The 18,245-nt window shown below is 41.2% G+C and carries 20 protein-coding genes; 11 read left to right on the top strand and 9 right to left on the bottom strand.

Features of this window, described 5'->3' with window-relative positions; all coding sequences use genetic code 11:
• Positions 1–44: 44 nt before the first annotated feature.
• From dnaQ to ACN0QW_RS09515, 5 genes are read right to left on the bottom strand one after another with little or no spacing between them, the layout of a single operon-like run.
• Positions 45–743 (bottom strand): DNA polymerase III subunit epsilon, encoded by a 699-nt coding sequence (gene dnaQ / locus ACN0QW_RS09535; protein WP_417430909.1) that lies wholly within the window; start codon positions 741–743, stop codon positions 45–47.
• A 38-nt stretch (positions 744–781) separates the two neighbouring features.
• The gene (coaE, locus tag ACN0QW_RS09530; protein WP_417430907.1) at positions 782–1,438 is read right to left on the bottom strand and encodes a dephospho-CoA kinase; all 657 of its coding nucleotides are present in this window, start codon (positions 1,436–1,438) and stop codon (positions 782–784) included.
• 48 nt (positions 1,439–1,486) lie between these two features.
• Positions 1,487–2,335, bottom strand: coding sequence for a shikimate dehydrogenase (locus ACN0QW_RS09525; RefSeq protein WP_417430905.1), 849 nt, complete (start codon positions 2,333–2,335; stop codon positions 1,487–1,489).
• Positions 2,336–2,965, bottom strand: a complete 630-nt coding sequence (locus tag ACN0QW_RS09520; protein ID WP_417430903.1) for a Maf family protein — start codon at positions 2,963–2,965, stop codon at positions 2,336–2,338.
• Positions 2,958–3,779 carry a pyruvate, water dikinase regulatory protein gene (locus tag ACN0QW_RS09515; protein WP_417430901.1) on the bottom strand — a complete coding sequence of 274 codons (822 nt, stop codon included), beginning with the start codon at positions 3,777–3,779 and terminating at the stop codon, positions 2,958–2,960. Before ACN0QW_RS09515 ends, ACN0QW_RS09520 begins: the two co-directional genes overlap by 8 nt.
• A 673-nt stretch (positions 3,780–4,452) precedes the next feature.
• Here ACN0QW_RS09515 and hemE point away from each other — a divergent pair.
• The 3 genes from hemE to rho all read left to right on the top strand — a co-directional run bounded on the left by hemE (position 4,453) and on the right by rho (position 7,449).
• On the top strand, positions 4,453–5,484 hold the full coding sequence (gene hemE / locus ACN0QW_RS09510; RefSeq protein ID WP_417430899.1) for a uroporphyrinogen decarboxylase: 1,032 nt from the start codon (positions 4,453–4,455) through the stop codon (positions 5,482–5,484).
• 24 nt (positions 5,485–5,508) lie between these two features.
• Positions 5,509–5,952: a protoporphyrinogen oxidase HemJ gene (gene hemJ, locus ACN0QW_RS09505; protein WP_417430897.1), complete on the top strand. Its 444-nt coding sequence runs from the start codon at positions 5,509–5,511 to the stop codon at positions 5,950–5,952.
• 240 nt (positions 5,953–6,192) lie between these two features.
• Positions 6,193–7,449: a transcription termination factor Rho gene (rho, locus tag ACN0QW_RS09500; protein WP_047764081.1), complete on the top strand. Its 1,257-nt coding sequence runs from the start codon at positions 6,193–6,195 to the stop codon at positions 7,447–7,449.
• 78 nt (positions 7,450–7,527) lie between these two features.
• Here rho and ACN0QW_RS09495 read toward each other — a convergent pair whose 3' ends face one another.
• On the bottom strand, positions 7,528–8,511 hold the full coding sequence (locus ACN0QW_RS09495; RefSeq protein ID WP_417430894.1) for a quinone oxidoreductase family protein: 984 nt from the start codon (positions 8,509–8,511) through the stop codon (positions 7,528–7,530).
• 57 nt (positions 8,512–8,568) lie between these two features.
• A complete protein-coding gene (locus ACN0QW_RS09490; protein ID WP_417430892.1) occupies positions 8,569–9,063 on the bottom strand; it encodes a methylated-DNA--[protein]-cysteine S-methyltransferase in 495 nt (164 codons plus the stop codon).
• A gap of 209 nt (positions 9,064–9,272) precedes the next feature.
• On the opposite strand from ACN0QW_RS09490, the gene ACN0QW_RS09485 reads away from it, so the two are divergent.
• The 8 genes from ACN0QW_RS09485 to ACN0QW_RS09450 all read left to right on the top strand — a co-directional run bounded on the left by ACN0QW_RS09485 (position 9,273) and on the right by ACN0QW_RS09450 (position 16,630).
• On the top strand, positions 9,273–9,959 hold the full coding sequence (locus ACN0QW_RS09485) for a phosphatase PAP2 family protein (RefSeq protein ID WP_417430890.1): 687 nt from the start codon (positions 9,273–9,275) through the stop codon (positions 9,957–9,959).
• A 121-nt stretch (positions 9,960–10,080) separates the two neighbouring features.
• Complete coding sequence (locus tag ACN0QW_RS09480; protein ID WP_417430888.1) at positions 10,081–10,332, top strand: DUF6489 family protein; 252 nt, start codon at positions 10,081–10,083, stop codon at positions 10,330–10,332.
• 167 nt (positions 10,333–10,499) lie between these two features.
• Positions 10,500–11,855, top strand: a complete 1,356-nt coding sequence (gene mnmE / locus ACN0QW_RS09475) for a tRNA uridine-5-carboxymethylaminomethyl(34) synthesis GTPase MnmE (RefSeq protein ID WP_417430886.1) — start codon at positions 10,500–10,502, stop codon at positions 11,853–11,855.
• A gap of 170 nt (positions 11,856–12,025) precedes the next feature.
• On the top strand, positions 12,026–12,214 hold the full coding sequence (locus ACN0QW_RS09470) for a YqaE/Pmp3 family membrane protein (RefSeq protein ID WP_417430884.1): 189 nt from the start codon (positions 12,026–12,028) through the stop codon (positions 12,212–12,214).
• Positions 12,215–12,272: 58 nt separating this feature from the next.
• Complete coding sequence (mnmG, locus tag ACN0QW_RS09465; protein WP_417430882.1) at positions 12,273–14,141, top strand: tRNA uridine-5-carboxymethylaminomethyl(34) synthesis enzyme MnmG; 1,869 nt, start codon at positions 12,273–12,275, stop codon at positions 14,139–14,141.
• Entirely contained in the window at positions 14,131–14,763 is a 633-nt protein-coding gene (gene rsmG / locus ACN0QW_RS09460) for a 16S rRNA (guanine(527)-N(7))-methyltransferase RsmG (RefSeq protein ID WP_417430880.1), read from the top strand. Before mnmG ends, rsmG begins: the two co-directional genes overlap by 11 nt.
• A 31-nt stretch (positions 14,764–14,794) precedes the next feature.
• The gene (locus tag ACN0QW_RS09455) at positions 14,795–15,616 is read left to right on the top strand and encodes a ParA family protein (protein WP_417430949.1); all 822 of its coding nucleotides are present in this window, start codon (positions 14,795–14,797) and stop codon (positions 15,614–15,616) included.
• 78 nt (positions 15,617–15,694) lie between these two features.
• Positions 15,695–16,630, top strand: a complete 936-nt coding sequence (locus ACN0QW_RS09450) for a ParB/RepB/Spo0J family partition protein (RefSeq protein ID WP_417430879.1) — start codon at positions 15,695–15,697, stop codon at positions 16,628–16,630.
• A gap of 15 nt (positions 16,631–16,645) precedes the next feature.
• Here ACN0QW_RS09450 and holA read toward each other — a convergent pair whose 3' ends face one another.
• Positions 16,646–17,680: a DNA polymerase III subunit delta gene (holA, locus tag ACN0QW_RS09445; protein WP_417430877.1), complete on the bottom strand. Its 1,035-nt coding sequence runs from the start codon at positions 17,678–17,680 to the stop codon at positions 16,646–16,648.
• Positions 17,681–17,717: 37 nt separating this feature from the next.
• Entirely contained in the window at positions 17,718–18,239 is a 522-nt protein-coding gene (gene lptE / locus ACN0QW_RS09440; RefSeq protein WP_417430875.1) for an LPS assembly lipoprotein LptE, read from the bottom strand.
• Positions 18,240–18,245: the final 6 nt, after the last annotated feature.

The raw sequence follows: 18,245 nt of genomic DNA, 5'->3' as shown, positions 1-18,245 counted from the left end.
GGGTGGCTGCGGCTACCCTTTTTTTATACGCAAAATTTCTGCTTTTATTTTTTCCAGATTGGATCGCTTAAAAGCTCTAGCATTGCGCTATGTGCGGCCAGCTCGTCTTCCGGGATAGTATGGGGTCTTGCTTCACGTACTTTTTTACCTGTCTTAGTACGATTTATACCTTGTCTTTGACCGCTGTTATTTCCAGACAAAGCTGCTTTTTTTGCACCGAGATCAAAACCGTGTTGCCGACCGCCCCGAAGTTCCAGATATACCTCGGCAAGAAGCTCACAATCCAGTAGGGCACCGTGATAGGTACGGGACGAGTTATCAATTTCAAATCGGCGACACAAAGCATCTAGATTAACAGGTGATCCTGGGAAAAGTTCTCTGGCGATTACAACGGTATCAATGGGTTTGTTTTTGAGATTTGGCCGCCCCGCCCATTTGAGTTCTGAGTTGAGGAACTTCATATCAAAAGGCGCGTTGTGAATAACCAAAGGATCTTCGCCGATAAATTCTAGGAATTCATCAACCACATCTGCAAAAAGTGGTTTATCCGCCAGAAATTCTTCACTGATACCGTGAACTTTAAAAGCACCCTCTGGCATGTCACGTTCAGGGTTTATATAGAGCTGTAGCGACTTACCCGTCGGTAAATTCTGATAAACTTCAAGACATCCGATCTCAACAATACGGTGGCCTTCTTCAGGCTTAAAACCAGTTGTTTCTGTATCCAGAATAATTTCACGCATATTGACTATCTAAATCCCAGAATGGTGTTTGTATAATGCTACTGTTTGCAGACCAGTGACAGGTGTGGGGAAAACCTTCTGCCTTTTGTACCACTTGCTCTTTTATCACTCGATCCCAACTTTTCAATAATCTGTTGTACCTGTTGAAAAGAATGCCTTCTCCCTTGATTTGATCTGATCACAAAATCAGCCCGTGTCCTTTTCTCCATATCAGGCATCTGCTTATCTAAAATTCCCTGATATTTTTCTACCGTCATTCCCTTACGGGATAAAACCCGTTGATCCTGTATATATTTGGGACAAGAAACAACAAGAACACTATCGCAAAACCTGTCTCCGCCTGTTTCAAAAAGAAGAGGTATATCCAGAACAACTAGTTCTCTCCTTTGTCTGGCATAACGATCTATAAAACGATGCATCTTTTGTCGGACGAGGGGGTGTAGAATTACTTCCAGCTGTTTTAATTTTTCGGGCTGCCCAAATACGGCATCACCGAGCTTTTTGCGATCGATTCCGTTTGCTGTCTCGTTTCCAGGAAAAAGGTTAGAGATTTCCTTAACTGCTGCACCATTTTTACTCATCAATTGATGAACTGTGGCATCAGCATCATGCACAGGAACTTTCAATAGCTGAAACATCTTCGCAGCGGTCGATTTCCCCATTCCAATTGAACCTGTAAGTCCAAGAACATGCATTAAAATAATCCGTTCCCGATACAATAAAACCCGAACAACAGCCTGATACTATCCCTCTAGAACAAATTTGCGCAGATCCTCTGTCACTACTGGTTTTACGCCAAACCAGGCCTCAAAACCAGGCCTTGCTTGGTGCAATAACATACCGAGACCATCCACAATTTTATTGCCTCTTTTCTCGGCTAAACCAAGAAGAGGGGTAATCAAAGGTGCATAAACAACATCGGTAACCACACAGGATTTTGGCAATTTATCCAGTGATAATTCCAAAGGCGGTTGGCCTGCCATACCAAGGCTCGTCGTGTTTACCAATAAATCACAACCGTTAAGGACATCATTGCGATCTTCCCAATCAGCAACCGTAATCATGCCATCAGCACCTGATGATAAATCTGCCGCAAGAACTTCTGCGCGCTCTCTTGTTCGGTTCACGAGAATTATATTTTTAACGCCAGCATCCTGAAGGGCAACAATGACACCACGGGATGCGCCGCCAGCACCTAAAACGACTGTTTTTGCCGCAAAAAAATCAAGACTTTCAGCACCTTGTCTCAAGTTTTCTATAAACCCAAACGCATCGGTGTTAGAACCATGAGAACGTCCATGTTTGAAAACGATCGTATTAACAGCTCCAATTCGTTTCGCTAGCGGATCAACCTCATCACAGAATGCCAACGCAGCTTCTTTGTGCGGGACTGTGACATTCACTCCACCAAACCCGGAATACATCAATCCCTTCAAAGCGGTTTCAAAGTTTTCAGGTTCAATGGCAAGGGGGAGATAGGCACCATCTATCCCCAGCGCTTCCAACCAATATCCATGTAATCTCGGGGATTTTGAATGGGATATAGGCCAACCAATTACCCCGGCCAAACGGGCTTTGCCTGAAAGAATCATCTAAGCCAGAATCCTGTTGTGTCGTAAAAATGTGAGAAGAGGGAGAAGCGGAAGCCCTAGAATAGTAAAATAATCCCCCTGAACTTTATGAAAAAGCTGTGCACCGATACCTTCCAGTTGGTATGCCCCAACAGAAGAAAGGGCCTCATCTCCCAGTGCATTTAAATACGACATTATAAAATCATTATCTAAATCACGCATTGTCAGAGAAGCCGTTTCATTGTGGTGCCATAGCCTCTCGCCATTTTTGACCACACAAACAGTACATTCCAACTGATGGGTTTTCCCGGATAAAGCCTTTAGATGTGCTACAGCATGATCCAGATCTGTCGGTTTATCAAACCAGACCCCGTTACAATTGAGCATCTGGTCTGCGCCAATGACAAAAGAATTTGGATTTGTCATTGAAATTTTACGCGCTTTAAGCTCTGCAAGAGTTTCCGCAACTTGTAACGCTGTTGCACCCTCGGATTTTAAGGACTGTTTAACTTCGTCCTCATCAATTACAGCGGGCAATAAACCAGAAAGAGACACCCCTGCATTTTTTAAAAGAAACCCCCGTGCTTTACTTGCAGAGGCCAGAATAACTGGGGTCTGATCTAAGTTTTCTTGGTTTATAACTCTATTCATCGGCAATGCCCATATGGCGATGATAGTGTTTGATAATTGTTGCCGCCGTTTCTTCGATAGACCGGCGCGTCACATCAATAATGGGCCAGCGATGCTCGTTACAGAACTTACGCGCCATTTTCACCTCTTCTTTAATAGATTCCAGGTGGACATAGTCAGTTTCTTCTTCATTTGAGATCATTTTCAAACGACTTCGACGGATCTGCATCAGGCTTGCCGGGTCTTTTGTCAGCCCCACGACCAAAGGATTAGTAAGCGTTTCCAGCTCTTTCGGTAAAGGACAGCCCGGGACAATAGGAACATTCGCTGCTTTATAGCCTCTATTGGCCAGATAAATACACGTTGGCGTTTTTGACGTTCTGGAAACCCCCAACAATACAATCTCGGCATCATTCAAATTCTGCGGTAATTGCCCATCATCATGGTTCAAAGCAAAGTTCATCGCCTCAATTCGATTGAAGTACTCTGAATCCAACGTGTGTTGCAGTCCCGGTTTACCTGACATTTCCAGATTGAAATAACTCGCAAGCGCATGAATAACCGGATCAAGAACCGGAATAGAAGGTAATCCTAGTCGCCGGCATTCACGGATTAAAATCTCTCTAAGCTCTTGATTAACAACTGTAAAAAGAACAGGACCAGGTTTTTGCTGGATTTGAAGCAAAACCTTTTCCATTTGAACTTTGGTTCTGATCAAACTCCAAACATGTTCAATAGGTTCTTCCACTTTAAACTGCACCATACAGGCACGGGCAACAGAATTAATTGTTTCACCTGTGGAATCAGAAACAAGGTGTAAATGGGTCTGCGACATATCTATTTCCGAACTCTCGGTCCCGCCTTACGGCTTTTGAGCACATTGTTGTGTTTCATACATACACATTAAGTACAAAACACGAAACCTGTCTGGCCCAGAAAGCAATCTATTTTCACATTTTCTTCAAAGAAAACTCATTTTTACTGGGTTTTATTCAGCTGATTTGGAGCATTAAACCAACGAAAAAACAGTAACTTATTATTTTTTATAAAGATGCCGCCCGGATCATGTCCTCAGGTGTGAACAAAGTTGTGGGTGGTGCGTAAAACTTTGTGGATAACTATAGCTATTTGTCCACATACCCCTTTTTTACACACGCTGTCCCCAAGTCACTCCCTCGTCTTATGCGACAATTCGCTGCAATACTCACATCTGTGCAAAACTTGTAAAAGGACTCCGGAATATAAAAAAGTTATCCCCATAATTAAGGTTATTAAGGAAAAAATAGGACTCCGAGATTCGTTAACGAGTCCCAATTTTCAATCCACGATGAAATACACAGAACACACAGAAATCACGAAAAATTTAAATTGAAGACTTGAAGCTTGAGGACAAGTTATGAATAACTGACTAATCCTCGTGATTCACAGGGATCTACAACAACAACAAATAATTACTATTACTTAGTATATTAATAGAGATAACTTCTAACGCGAGGTTCAAAGAGACCGTGAAAACCGAAAACAAACTCATGATACGCGCTCTTAAGGGCGAAAAAACTGAACGCACACCTATCTGGCTAATGAGACAAGCGGGCCGTTTTTTACCTGAATATAGAAAAACAAGAGCATCAGCGAACGGTTTTCTAGATCTTTGTTATACCCCAGATCTCGCTGTAGAAGTAACACTTCAACCTATTCGTAGATTTGGATTTGATGCTTCAATTATGTTTAGTGATATTTTGGTCATTCCCCATGCACTAGGCCAAAAAGTGTGGTTTGAAGAAGGTGTAGGACCAAAACTAGAACCCTTAAATTCCATCGAAGATCTATCAAAACTTAATATGGATAATCTTCATAAAATCTTAGCACCAATGTATGAAACCCTTGGTCGTTTGAAAGAAGAACTTCCAAAAGAAACAACCTTAATCGGCTTTGCCGGAGCCCCTTGGACAGTCGCCAGTTATATGATCGAAGGTGGATCTTCCAAAGATTATGCGAAAGCAAAAACCTGGGCTTATTCCAAACCAAAAGAGTTTGATCGAATAATCAGCTTAGTAGTGGAAGCAACAACCAGATATCTAATTAAACAAATTGAAAGCGGGGCTGAAACGGTACAAATTTTTGATTCCTGGGCCGGTGTATGGCCGGAATTTGCTTTACGACGTTGGTGTTTGGAACCTTGTAAACAGATTATAGCTGGAATCAAATCAGTTTACCCCAACGTACCAGTTATTCTCTTTCCAAAGGGTGTAGGAAATAATTATCCCGTTTTTGCAAAAGAAAGCGGAGCTGATGCCTTGGGACTGGACACAACTTTATCGACATCTTGGGCCAGAGATAACATCCAATCTCACGTAACTGTCCAAGGAAACCTAGATCCGCTCGTCCTTGTTGCTGGTGGTGAAATACTGGAAAAATCTATTGAAACCATTATGAGCGATCTCAGCGGTGGACCCTTTATTTTTAATCTTGGTCATGGCATTGTGCCGCAAACACCAATCGAGAACGTCGAAAAAATGTTAACGCTCGTCAGGGGCTGATTTTAAACAGGAAATATCTGAAATATGGGTGGATTTTTAGGCGATGGCTATCTTTGGATAAAAGCTCTGCATATTATGTCAGTTATCTCCTGGATGGCAGGTTTATTTTATCTTCCACGCATTTTTGTGTATCATACCCAAGTTCCTGTTGGTTCAGAACGGTCCGAGATTTTTAAAATAATGGAGCGAAAGTTATTTCGCTTTATTATGAATCCGGCAATGATGGCCAGTTGGATTTTTGGTATATTGCTGGTTTTAAATATTGAGGCTCATACTGATGGGTGGTTTCATGGCAAATTTACGCTATTGATTGCTTTGACCATTTTTCATGAAATCGCTGGTAAATGGATGAAAGCCTTCCAAGCTGATAAAAATACTCGTAGTGAGCGCTTTTATCGTTATGCCAATGAAATTCCGACAATTTTAATGATTTTGATCGTGATTTTGGTCGTTGTGAAGCCATTTTAAGCGCAATTTTAAGTTTTACAGAGAATTCTTTTACTTGACTTCCTTTTTGAGGTACTATAATTCACCCCGCTAGCAAACGTGGGCCAACATCAACAGCCCGTTACTCCGATTTACATTGCAACAGATATCAGGTCTTTGGGGATCGTCGAAATAATGACGAAGCCTTTTATAAATCTTAACTTGTATGTTGCATCCTTATCATCTCGTTCATTTTTTAACTGAACCAAAATTTTCCATCATATGAACTTACAAGATCTCAAAGTAAAAAGTCCCGCAGAGCTTCTAAAGCTTGCAGAGGAACTTGAAGTAGAGAACGCCAGCACCCTGCGTAAGCAGGACATGATGTTCGCCATCCTCAAACAAATGGCTGAGAACGATGTGCCTATTTTTGGCTCGGGCGTTTTGGAAATTTTACAAGATGGATTTGGTTTTCTCCGTGCACCGGAATCAAACTATCTGCCAGGACCTGATGATATCTATGTCAGCCCAAGTCAGGTAAGACGATTTGGTTTAAGAACGGGTGATACTGTCGAGGGCCAAATTCGTGCACCGAAAGATGGCGAACGCTATTTTGCCCTGTTAAAAGTTAATCAAATTAATTTTGATCAGCCGGAATCTTCGCGTCACAGGATCAATTTTGATAACCTGACACCGCTTTATCCGGATGAAAAACTCAAGCTTGAGCTTGATGATCCAACAAAAAAAGATATGACGACCCGCGTGATCGACCTGGTGACTCCACTGGGTAAAGGTCAGCGTGCATTGATCGTAGCGCCGCCAAGAACGGGTAAAACCGTCTTGATGCAGAATATTGCGCAGTCGATCGTGGCAAATCATCCTGAAGTATTCCTGATTGTTCTTCTTATTGATGAACGTCCAGAAGAAGTCACAGACATGGCCCGTTCTGTGAAAGGTGAGGTGGTTAGTTCTACATTTGATGAACCTGCTCATCGCCATGTTCAGGTAACTGAAATGGTTCTGGAAAAAGCAAAACGGTTGGTAGAACATAAAAAAGATGTTGTTATCCTTCTTGATTCTATTACGCGTCTTGCCCGTGCCTACAACACTGTTGTTCCTAGTTCTGGTAAAGTTTTGACTGGTGGTGTCGATGCGAACGCTCTACAGCGCCCTAAACGTTTCTTTGGTGCTGCACGTAACATAGAAGAAGGCGGCAGCCTGACGATCATCTCTACGGCTCTTATTGATACTGGTAGCCGTATGGACGAAGTGATCTTTGAAGAGTTTAAAGGTACAGGTAACTCTGAAATCGTTCTGGACCGCAAACTTTCTGATAAACGTACCTATCCTGCGATTGATATCAGTAAATCCGGTACGCGTAAGGAAGAGTTACTGGTCGATAAAGCAACCCTTAGTAAGATGTGGGTTCTTCGCCGTATTCTTACACCAATGGGTGTGACAGATTCTGTTGAGTTCTTGGTTGATAAGCTAAAAACATCCAAAAATAATGACGAATTCTTTGATTCAATGAATCAATAATTGGTTTCGTGAACAAGAAAAAGGGCTGCCAATTTTTCTGGCAGCCCTTTTTTATTTCTACTTGGTTTCAGCGTTATCCTAGTGTTCTGGGACAAGAATAGTAGATCCTATTGTTTTTCTTGCTTCTAGATCTTCATGGGCCTTGCGGGCGTCGTACAACGCATAGCTTTGGTTGACATCAATCTGGATTGCACCAGAAGAAATTGCCTGAAACAAAGCATTTGCTGAAGCCACCATGTCATCATGAGTTCCGCAATAGTGCGCCAAACTTGGGCGTGTAAGATAAATTCCACCCTTTGCATTAAGAATAAGTGGTTCTATAGCAGGGACGGGGCCAGATGCATTCCCAAAGGTTACCATGGTGCCACGAACCTTTAGACAGTCTAGGGATCCCTCAAAGGTGTCTTTACCAACAGAATCATAAACAACGTTTACGCCCTTGCCATTCGTAATATCTTTTACACCGTCGACAAAGTTTTCAGTCTTATAATTAATGGGGTGATGACAGCCTTTTGCTTTGGCTATTTCTGCCTTTTCTTCAGATCCGACAGTACCAATTACAGTTGCGCCCAGAGAATTGAGCCATTGAATGGCCAAAGATCCAACACCGCCAGCAGCGGCATGAAAAAGAACAAAATCACCAGGTTCTACACAATAGGTGCGTCTAATGAGATACTCGGTTGTCATTCCTTGCAACATTACTGAGGCAGCTTCTTCATCAGAAATTCTCTCAGGGATAAGAATAACTTTATCTGCAGGAATTATTCTGTGTTCCGCATATGAGCCTATTGGTCCCGTGCCATAGGCGACCCTGTCCCCAACATGGAGGTCTGTTACACCAGGTCCAACATCTTCGATAATGCCAGCAGCCTCTAAACCTATGCCCGAAGGAAGTGACGGTTGGGGATAGAGGCCTGTCCTGTGATAGACATCAATAAAGTTTAGACCGATAGCTGTTTGCTTTAACCTTATTTCGCCTTTGCTAGGCTTACCAATTTCAATGTCTTCATAATGGAGGACTTCTGGTCCGCCATATTCATAAAATTTAATACCTTTATTCATAGCTCACCTGTATTTGTTATTATTAAAGGCCTATTTTCTGGAATATTTAAACATTATTTAAAGTCCGGGAAGACTTGGTTGATTTTCTTCAAAAACTTTATAACCTTCGAGAAATAAGAGTTCTTTTTTAGACTTTCCGCCTTCACCCCCGGAAAAACCGCCAAGAACTTGGTTTCCTGCGATGACCCGATGACACGGAATAATGATAGGGATAGGGTTTGCGCCACAGGCACCACCCACAGCCCGAGCAACTGATTCAACTTCATGGGCAATGTCCCCATAGGTTTTCACTTTCCCATAAGGAATTTTATATAAGGCGTTCCATACATTTTTTTGAAAGTTTGTCCCTTGGGGAGCTAGCGGAATATCATCAAAGTTATTTCTTTTTCCAGCAAAATATTGCTCCATTTGTTTTTTACATTTTAGAAGCAAGGGTGTAGGGCTTTGTTCATAATGTTCTTTATCATTAATCCATTGCAGGCGGACAATTTTGTTATCTTCTTCAGCAACATCCAAATAGCCTTGTGGCGAGGTAAAGGTTAAGTGATACATAGAAGTTCCTGGTTGTCAGATGCTTGTAATAAGATTAGGAAAACGTGTGATACACGATAACCTTTTTTGTCGGTTCAAGATATTGTAACAGCAAATTTGGTGTTGTTGGGTAAGGAATACCTACAGCTAAAAGAATTAAGGGCACGATAGTGAATAACTCTGATCAAAATCTGTCATTATGGAACTTCAAGAAGTTAATTCTTGGGAATATGATTGTTGGATTGGTTATATATTTTTTTATTGATAGTGGTTTTAAAACGCCTTGGGACGAACAGATTTTTTTCTATTTAAATGGTTCTTTACAAGAAGGGCGGACGATTTGGAACAACTATTGGGCGTTCACTAATAGTAAAATATTTGATAATTTAAGTGGCCTATTCCTAGGATCTCTTTGCCTTTGGTATGTTTTATTGAATAGGGAAAATTCTTTTCAAGAACGTCTTGCCAGAATTTTTCTTTTAGTTATTGCCGTTGTAATAACAATGATAATAATTTCCCGGGGGTTTGAGCTTTATTACCATCAAAGTCCGTCACAAGTTCTTACACCTTTTATTAATATAAATGATCTTGTTTCCTGGATAGAAGTTAAAACAGGGACAAGAAAATCGTTCCCGAGTGATCATGCCGCTATTTCTTTTATATCTGTTATATTCATGTGGCGATATCTTGGGATTTCCTATGGAATTCTTGTGAGTGTTTTTGCCCTGATTAATGCTAGCCCTAGACTGGTTGGGGGAGGGCACTGGTTCGGTGATGTTGCTATCGGAGGCATCTTCTTGGCCATTATGGTTACAATTTGGATGATATATACGCCGATGCTCAATGTAATGCGTAAGTTTGTGTGTTGGGTATTTTCCAGGGAACCTTTGACTAGTTTGAGTGAGAACTGGAAGTAAAATTATTTCGTTTGAGTAATGTTTCCCGTGAAACAAAAGCTGATCTAAAAATTTCTAATTAATTTTCTGTAACTAAGGTATGGTATTTGAAACAGCTTTAATTGAATTGCGGGAAATAACCATGAAAATCACTTTTGATATAGATTGTACACCGGAAGAAGCGCGGCAGTTTTTGGGTCTTCCCGATGTTTCTGAACTTCAAAAAGAAGCAATAGAAGAAGTTAGAAAAAAAATGCTTGAGACTATTCAAGCTAGTGACTCTGAGACGTTAATGAAAACTTGGATGCCAGCTTCAATGCAAGGGTTTGATCAAATGCAAAAGATGTTTTGGTCCCAATTTTCACAAGATAGTTCAAAAAAACCGTCTAAGTAACTCTTCTTCTTTTCCTTCTTAATAATTATTGTCGCGGGATTATACTTTCGGGATCATAGAACTTCTGCAGTTCTGCTATGTTATAAAGGGTTTTGACCTGCTGATTTTCTGCGGCTAATGTGCAATTCCCTACGATTGAGCATGAAACTATTATTGGTTTAGACAAGATGGCTTCCGAAACAATTTTTGCCCTATCTACTGCGCCGGGACAGGCGGGTGTTGCTGTGATTAGAATATCGGGTAGCACAGCCAAACTTGTTTTAGAAAAGATGTCATCTTCTTTTCCTGAACCTCGTGTTGCTGCTCTTATAAAATTGTTTAATCCGGAAGATAAAGCTGAACTGGATCGGTGTTTAGCTCTTTGGTTTCCTGGTCCCAGTAGTTTTACGGGGGAAGATGTTGTCGAGCTACACCTTCATGGTGGTCGTGCTGTAGTTGATGGCACGATCGAAGCTTTGGCAAAATTACCTGATTTTCGTCCAGCTGAAGCCGGTGAATTTACACGTCGCGCATTTGATAATGACAAACTCGACTTAACTGAAGTAGAGGGACTGTCTGATCTCATCGCAGCAGAGACTGAAGCTCAAAGAAAACAAGCCATTCGTCAAATGGATGGGGAACTTTCTAAGCTGGTGGAAGGATGGCGTGATCGTCTGGTCCGGATGCTTGCCTATTTGGAAGCTGAAATTGATTTCCCAGATGAAGAGCTGGAAGAAGGAATTTCAGCTCAAGTAAAACACAATATAGAGCAGTTAATAAAAGATATTAAACATCATCTGTCCGATAATCATCGCGGTGAACGCTTACGGAACGGCATTAAGATAGCAATTGTTGGACCTCCAAATGCTGGTAAATCTTCATTGCTGAATGCTTTGGCACGACGGGAAGTCGCCATTGTTTCTGACGTCGCTGGGACAACGAGAGATATAATAGAAGTACATTTGGATCTATCTGGTTATCCCGTTATTGTTTCCGATACGGCTGGTCTGAGAGAAATAGAAGAAAATACGACAGATGGAATTGAGCTCGAAGGGATAAGAAGAGCCAAACAGAACGCTGAATCCGCTGATCTATGTCTGGCTGTTTTTGATATTGCCGATAGAGATAATTTTGATACTGAAACTTTAAAATTATTGAATAGTGAGAATAGTTTTGTTGCGCTTAACAAAAACGATATAAATCAAGCTGATCAAACTATCCCTTCTTCCGTTTCTGGGTTTGATATAACTAAAATATCGACTAAATCTAGCGATGGTTTAGATATTTTATTGGAAAAGCTTAATTCATGGGTAGTTTCTAATATAGGACAGTCTGGAAGTTCATCCGGTATTACGAGACAGCGGCATAGGTCAGCTTTGCTTGAATGTTTAGATTCATTAGGTAGATCTCTTGAGACTGATTTGCCAGAACTTTGTGCTGAAGATTTACGTCTTTCGACACGTTATCTAGGACGAATTACTGGAAAAGTTGACGTAGAAGAGTTATTAGATGTTATTTTCCGTGATTTTTGCATTGGAAAATAAACTAATTTAGCTTACATAGGTAAAGCGTTTAGTGAACGATGTTTCACGTGAAACAGACCATATAGTTATGAATATGGCTGAAAATTAAGTTGAGGGTAAATTCACTTCAGTGAACTCACTTATGACAAATTCACCGAAAAGTTTTAAGAATCTTATTAAGAGGGAAGATAATGCGTTTATTATTGGCTTTGCTTATTCCATGGTTTCAATTTTTCACAATTGGAAGACCCTTTGCTGGAATCATTTGTCTCATTTTACAGATCACTTTTATTGGGTGGCCCGTGGCAGCGATTTGGTCTGTTTACGCATTGAGCCAATATAATACGGATAAAAAGATTAAAGACGCTTTGGGCAAATAACCTTAAACTTAGTTCTAAATATTTTTACAATTCAAAAAATATAGCAAAGCGATCAGCTATGAAAAACTATGATGTTATTGTTGTTGGGGGCGGTCACGCTGGAACAGAAGCTGCTGCAGCTTCTGCCAGAATGGGTGTTGCTACACTTCTTGTAACCCATAAAAAATCGACTATCGGTGTTATGTCTTGTAACCCTGCGATAGGCGGTCTTGGCAAAGGGCATCTAGTAAGAGAAATTGATGCGCTTGATGGGTTAATGGGTAAAGCCATTGATCGAGGTGGCATTCAGTTTCGTGTTTTAAATAGAAGTAAAGGCCCAGCTGTACGTGGACCGAGAGCTCAAGCTGACCGAAAGATATATAAAGAAGCTATTCAAGAACTATTGAATGATCAGAAAAATTTGACAATTCTTGAAGCTCCCGTTGAAGATCTTATTCTGGATGAAAATGACATTTGTTGCGGTGTCATTACTGCTACAGGAGAAAAGATCTTTTCTTCTGGTGTTGTTTTGACGACAGGAACATTTTTAAACGGATTAATTCATCTTGGTAAAAAGAAAATTCCCGCTGGTCGGGTAGGGGATGAACCAGCCATAGGTTTATCCAAAACTCTATCTCGGTTTGGTTTTGAGCTGGGTCGTTTAAAAACCGGCACACCAGCACGACTTGATACACGCACAATTGATTATAGTAACTTGGTTGTTCAGCCTGGAGATACGCCGCCAGAACCATTTTCCTATATGACAAAGGAAATTACTCAAAAACAGGTTCCATGTCATATAACCTATACCAATGTCGATACCCACGATATTATTGCTGACAATATTGACCAGTCTCCGATGTATTCTGGCCAAATCGAAAGTAAAGGCCCACGGTATTGTCCTTCCATAGAAGATAAAGTTGTTCGCTTTAAAGAGAAAGATCGCCATCAAATTTTTCTAGAGCCAGAAGGTCTGGACGATGTAAATGTCTATCCAAATGGTATATCTACATCTCTTCCAGAAGATGTTCAGGAAGATTTTCTGAAAACTATTCCTGGTCTTGAGAAAGCAAAAATACTTCAACATGGCTATGCAATTGAGTATGACTATGTTGATCCGCGTGAATTGCGTCCGACACTTGAAACGTTGAAAGTTCATGGACTTTACTTTGCGGGTCAAATCAATGGGACAACTGGTTATGAAGAGGCAGGGGCACAAGGTCTTATTGCTGGTGTAAATGCTGCATTGAAGTCACAAGGATCTGATAGGAATTTTGTGTTGGATCGTGCTGATGCCTATATGGGGGTTATGATTGATGATCTTGTAACTTTGGGTGTTACAGAGCCTTACCGAATGTTCACTAGTCGTGCAGAATATCGTTTGAAGCTTCGGGCGGATAATGCTGATCAACGCCTAACACCTATAGGGCTTGATATTGGATGTATTAAAGAAGACAGAGCTTCTCTATTTAATGAGAAGATGTCAGCGCTTTCAAAAGCAAGAGCTTTTGCAAAAGAGCATTCTGCGACACCTAATGAGTTGATTACCTTTGATATCAATGTAAATAAAGATGGGCAAAGAAGGTCAATTTTTGACCTACTTCGTTACCCTGATGTTACGATAGAGGTTTTAACGAAAGTATGGCCTGATCTTTCACAATTTGATCCGGTTATCGTGGAGCAACTAGAGATAGATGCCAGCTATGCAGGTTACATTGATCGCCAAGATGCTGATATCAGAGCTTTTAAGAAAGATGAAGGTTTAAAGCTACCAGAAACTTTCGATTATGCATCTGTGCCAAGTCTGTCTAACGAGATTGTTCAGAAACTTAATCAATCAAAACCTGATACGTTAGGAGCGGCATCGCGTATCTCGGGTGTTACACCTGCTGCACTGGTTGCACTTTTAAGATATGTAAGAAGATTAGATAAAAATAATGTTGCCTGATCAAACTGGAATTGAAGTTTTTAAAAAGCATATTTCTGTTTCACGTGAAACAGAGGATAAATTAAAATGCTATGCGGATCTTTTGATTAAATGGAATAAAGCTATCAATCTGGTGAGTAAAAACACCTTACCTGATTTATGGATCCGCCATTTTTTAGATTCTGCTCAACTTATTAAATATCTTTCTGAGACAGAGCATAAAAAAACAATTGTTGATTTTGGAAGTGGCGCAGGTTTTCCAGCTCTTGTTCTTGCTATAATGGGAGCAGGGGAAGTTCATGCGATGGAATCTGATCTTAAGAAATCAATGTTCTTGCGTGAAGTTTCACGTGAAACAGGTACAGGGTTAATTGTTCATAATAATCGTATTGAAAAGGTTGAGCCCTTTGCTGTTGATGTTTTTACAGCACGCGCTTTTGCACCACTTTCTAAAATTTTAGATTTCTCTCAGTCCTTTTTAAAAGCTTCAAAAGGGAAAAAAGATCCTGAATTTTTGCTTTTAAAGGGGCGAAATGTAGATGAGGAATTGACCGAAGCAGAGAAAAAGTGGACTATGAAGGTGTCGAGGTACAATTCTTTGTCTGATGATGATGCAGCAATATTGAACCTCAAACTTCTATAACTTGGGGGGATTGATCGTGTCAGTACAAGATATGGATTCAATTTCAAGTATAAAGAAACGTGAAGCTAAGGTTTGGTCTATTGCAAATCAGAAGGGTGGGGTTGGTAAAACAACAACAACCGTTAACCTAGCAACAGCTTTAGCTGCTTGTAAGAAAAAGGTTCTGATTATTGATCTTGATCCTCAGGGGAATGCTAGTACTGGATTAGGTGTAGAACCTGATGCGCGGCAACAAAGCATTTACCAGGTTATGATCGAAGGGTTGCCAATCACGCGTGCTGTTAGATCAACAGATGTTCCCCGGATGCATGTTATTTCTTCTGGTGTGGAACTTTCAGGTGCCGAACTGGAGCTTGTGAACCTGAAAGAACGTGAATTTAAACTGGTGAATGCTATTGGTCCCCTTTTGGATCAGTTTGATTATATCCTGATTGATTGCCCACCTGCACTTGGTTTGCTGACCTTGAATGCTCTGGTTGCTTCTGATGCCGTTCTTGTGCCTCTACAAACAGAGTTTTATGCCTTAGAAGGGTTATCTCACCTTCTTCGTACAATTGATCGTGTGAAGCGCGGGCTTAATCGTCGTCTTCAAATTCAGGGTGTTGTTCTTACGATGTATGACAGAAGGAACAACCTTTGTGAGATGGTTGCTGCTGATGTGCGGGCCTTCTTGGGTGATAAGGTGTTCAATACGGTTATACCGCGTAATGTCAGAGTGTCAGAGGCACCTTCTCATGGTAAGCCTGTCCTTTTATACGATGTTGCTTGTGCAGGCTCTCAGGCCTATATCAAGTTGGCTGGTGAAATTCTTCGGAACGAACAGGTTCGTATTACCGAACCGGCTGTTGCATAATAATTAAACGGGTCATAACCCAAATAAAATTAACCTCTAGGTAAAATACATAACAGGCTTAGTTGAAAGGGTCGTTTGGTGGCTGAAGCTCAGGATAAACGGAAAAATTTAGGCCGCGGTCTTGCTGCTCTTTTTGGAGATGAGACAGAAGACTATGCGTCTTTGGATAAAGTACGTTCAACAAAACAAGTTCCGATAGAGCATATCCATCCTAATGCTAAACAGCCCCGCCGTCATTTTGAAGAAGAAGCGCTTGCCACGCTTGCTGATTCTATTGAACAATCAGGCTTGCTTCAGCCTATTTTGGTACGTCGTCATCCTGAGCTCTCATCAGAATATGAAATTGTGGCGGGGGAACGTCGTTGGCGGGCTTCTCAAAGGGCACAGTTACATGAAATTCCCGTTGTAATACGTGAACTGAATGATGCTGAAGTTCTTCAAGTTGCAATAATTGAAAATGTTCAGCGTCAGGATCTAACGCCGATCGAAGAAGCAACTAGTTACCGTCGTCTTATGGATGAATTTGGCCATAAACAAGACGATGTTGCCAAAATTATCGGGAAAAGTCGCAGCCATATTGCAAATATACTTCGTTTGCTTTCTCTTCCGGAAGAAGTACAGAATCTCGTCGAAAAAGGTGATTTGAGTGCCGGTCATGCTCGTGCACTTGTTGGCGCTGAAGACGCCGTTGAACTTGCTCAGGAAATTTCTTCAAAAGGTCTTTCTGTTCGGGAAACGGAACGCTTGGCTAAAGCGATGAAAAAAGAGCTTAGTGAGCCTGATGAAGGTCAGGTTCAGGTTAAAAAGCCAATTTCTACGTCAAAGATTAAACCAAGTTCAGGCTCGCAAAAGGATGCAGATACTCTTGCGTTAGAGCGCGATCTGTCAAATATGTTGGGTCTAAAGGTTAGTATTGATTTCCATGGGCAGGGTGGTGCGCTTAAAATCGCTTACGATACCTTGGAACAGCTTGATAATGTTCTGCACCGATTAACCCAATCTTCCGAGTCATAACCCTCTATGTGCTATTTAAGAACGCCGGCGGGTAGGGGCGTTCGCTGTTATTTCTAGTAGTGTTCTTGCACAAAGTGTTTCTGCCGGGGCCCCTGTTTTTTTACAGTTGGCTTCCGTATCTAAAAGCATACTGAGTGACTTGGCCAATGCCGTTGGGGACCATTTTCTTGCTTGCGCTTTAAAAGGATCAGCAACTTTCCAGAATAAAGGTGGCCGTAGTGTTGAGACAGCTTTATCCATAGGGATACCTTGTGCGACTAAACCGGCTGTTAAATGCAATCTCTGGAAATGTCGGGTGACTGCTCTTAGAATGGTAATTGCGTTTTGATTTTCTTGGTGTGCTCTTACCAAAGTCTTTTCAAGTTTTTGTATATTTCCTGTTCCGACGGCAAGTGCTAAATCATCCAGCGTTAATGTCGCGGTGTCACCAATGCAAGCTTGTGCATCTTCAAGAGAAATCGGTGAGGAATTTATACCTTTATACAGACATAATTTCTGTAGTTCTCGGCGCGTTAATCGTCGATCAGTACCAAGATTTACAACGAGGAAGCTGAGAGCGTCGTTTGAAAGAGAAAACCCTTCATTTTCAATGGTTTGACGAATTAGGCTAGGAAGGCTTTTTTCATCATCTTTGTAGCAGGCGATAGCTGCGGCTTGATTTTCTGTTTCGAAAACTTTTCTAAGTTTGGATCTGCCTGGTAAATCACCGCCCTCAAGGATGATGAGGGCATCGCCAACGGGATCAGAAAAATAACCTGAAAAAGTTTGAGCTAACGCATCACTAGCGGATCGTATTCGTATAACGCGCCTACCACCCATCATAGATATTGCCGCTGCTTCATCACTGATTAATGAAGGTTCTTTTTTCAGAACATCATTATCGAGGTTGACTACGCGAAAAGGATCCTGAGCATCGTCGACGACAGTATGAAGTAAATTCTGGCTTCGCTCTAAAACCAACCCCTCATCAGGTCCATAAACCAAGATGGCTTTTATATTGCTGTCAGGAGACTTGGAAAAACTATCAGCTTTGGCAGCAGGTATTTTCACTTACTCAGAGCCTTATTCAGAAAACGATGCAAAGCACTTACTGTAACTTATTGAAGTAGGTACCGAGCTGTAAAGTCATATCATCGGCTACCTGCCGTAAGACACGGCTACGGGCAGTGTCCTCGGCTATAAGGTTAGCGTAGGGATCATCCAGCTTATCAAAGCTGTTTGTTGATCGTGCTATGGAAGAAAAAACGATATTATTACTAGATAGACTAACGAGTGAATATTTGACTGCTATAGTTAAATTTGTTCTTGAAGTCGTATTATCCAGACGAACAGCTAGGTTTTTTTCAGTTTCTTCAATAATTGCTTTTAAGACATAAAGTGGTTTTCTTGGTTGCCCAAGTGGGTTCATTCTGTCCCGTAGCATGTTGTGAAGGATTTGCCCTGGGCGATCGGGAAGCGGGCTTATTCTTATCGTCTGCAAGGCCTGGTTCGAAGAATATCCGGTTTCAGTATTCTTTTTATAGACGGGTTGAAATCCACAGGCTGACAGGCTGAAAAGACCGACTATAAAGATAATAAACAGACTGAATTTTTTGGCAAACATGGACATTATCAA

The sequence above is a fragment of the Kiloniella sp. genome, assembly GCF_048259265.1.
Classification (GTDB): Bacteria; Pseudomonadota; Alphaproteobacteria; order Kiloniellales; family Kiloniellaceae; genus Kiloniella.
Note: the sequence above shows the minus strand (reverse complement) of the source record. Positions and strands in the feature narration are given on the sequence as shown.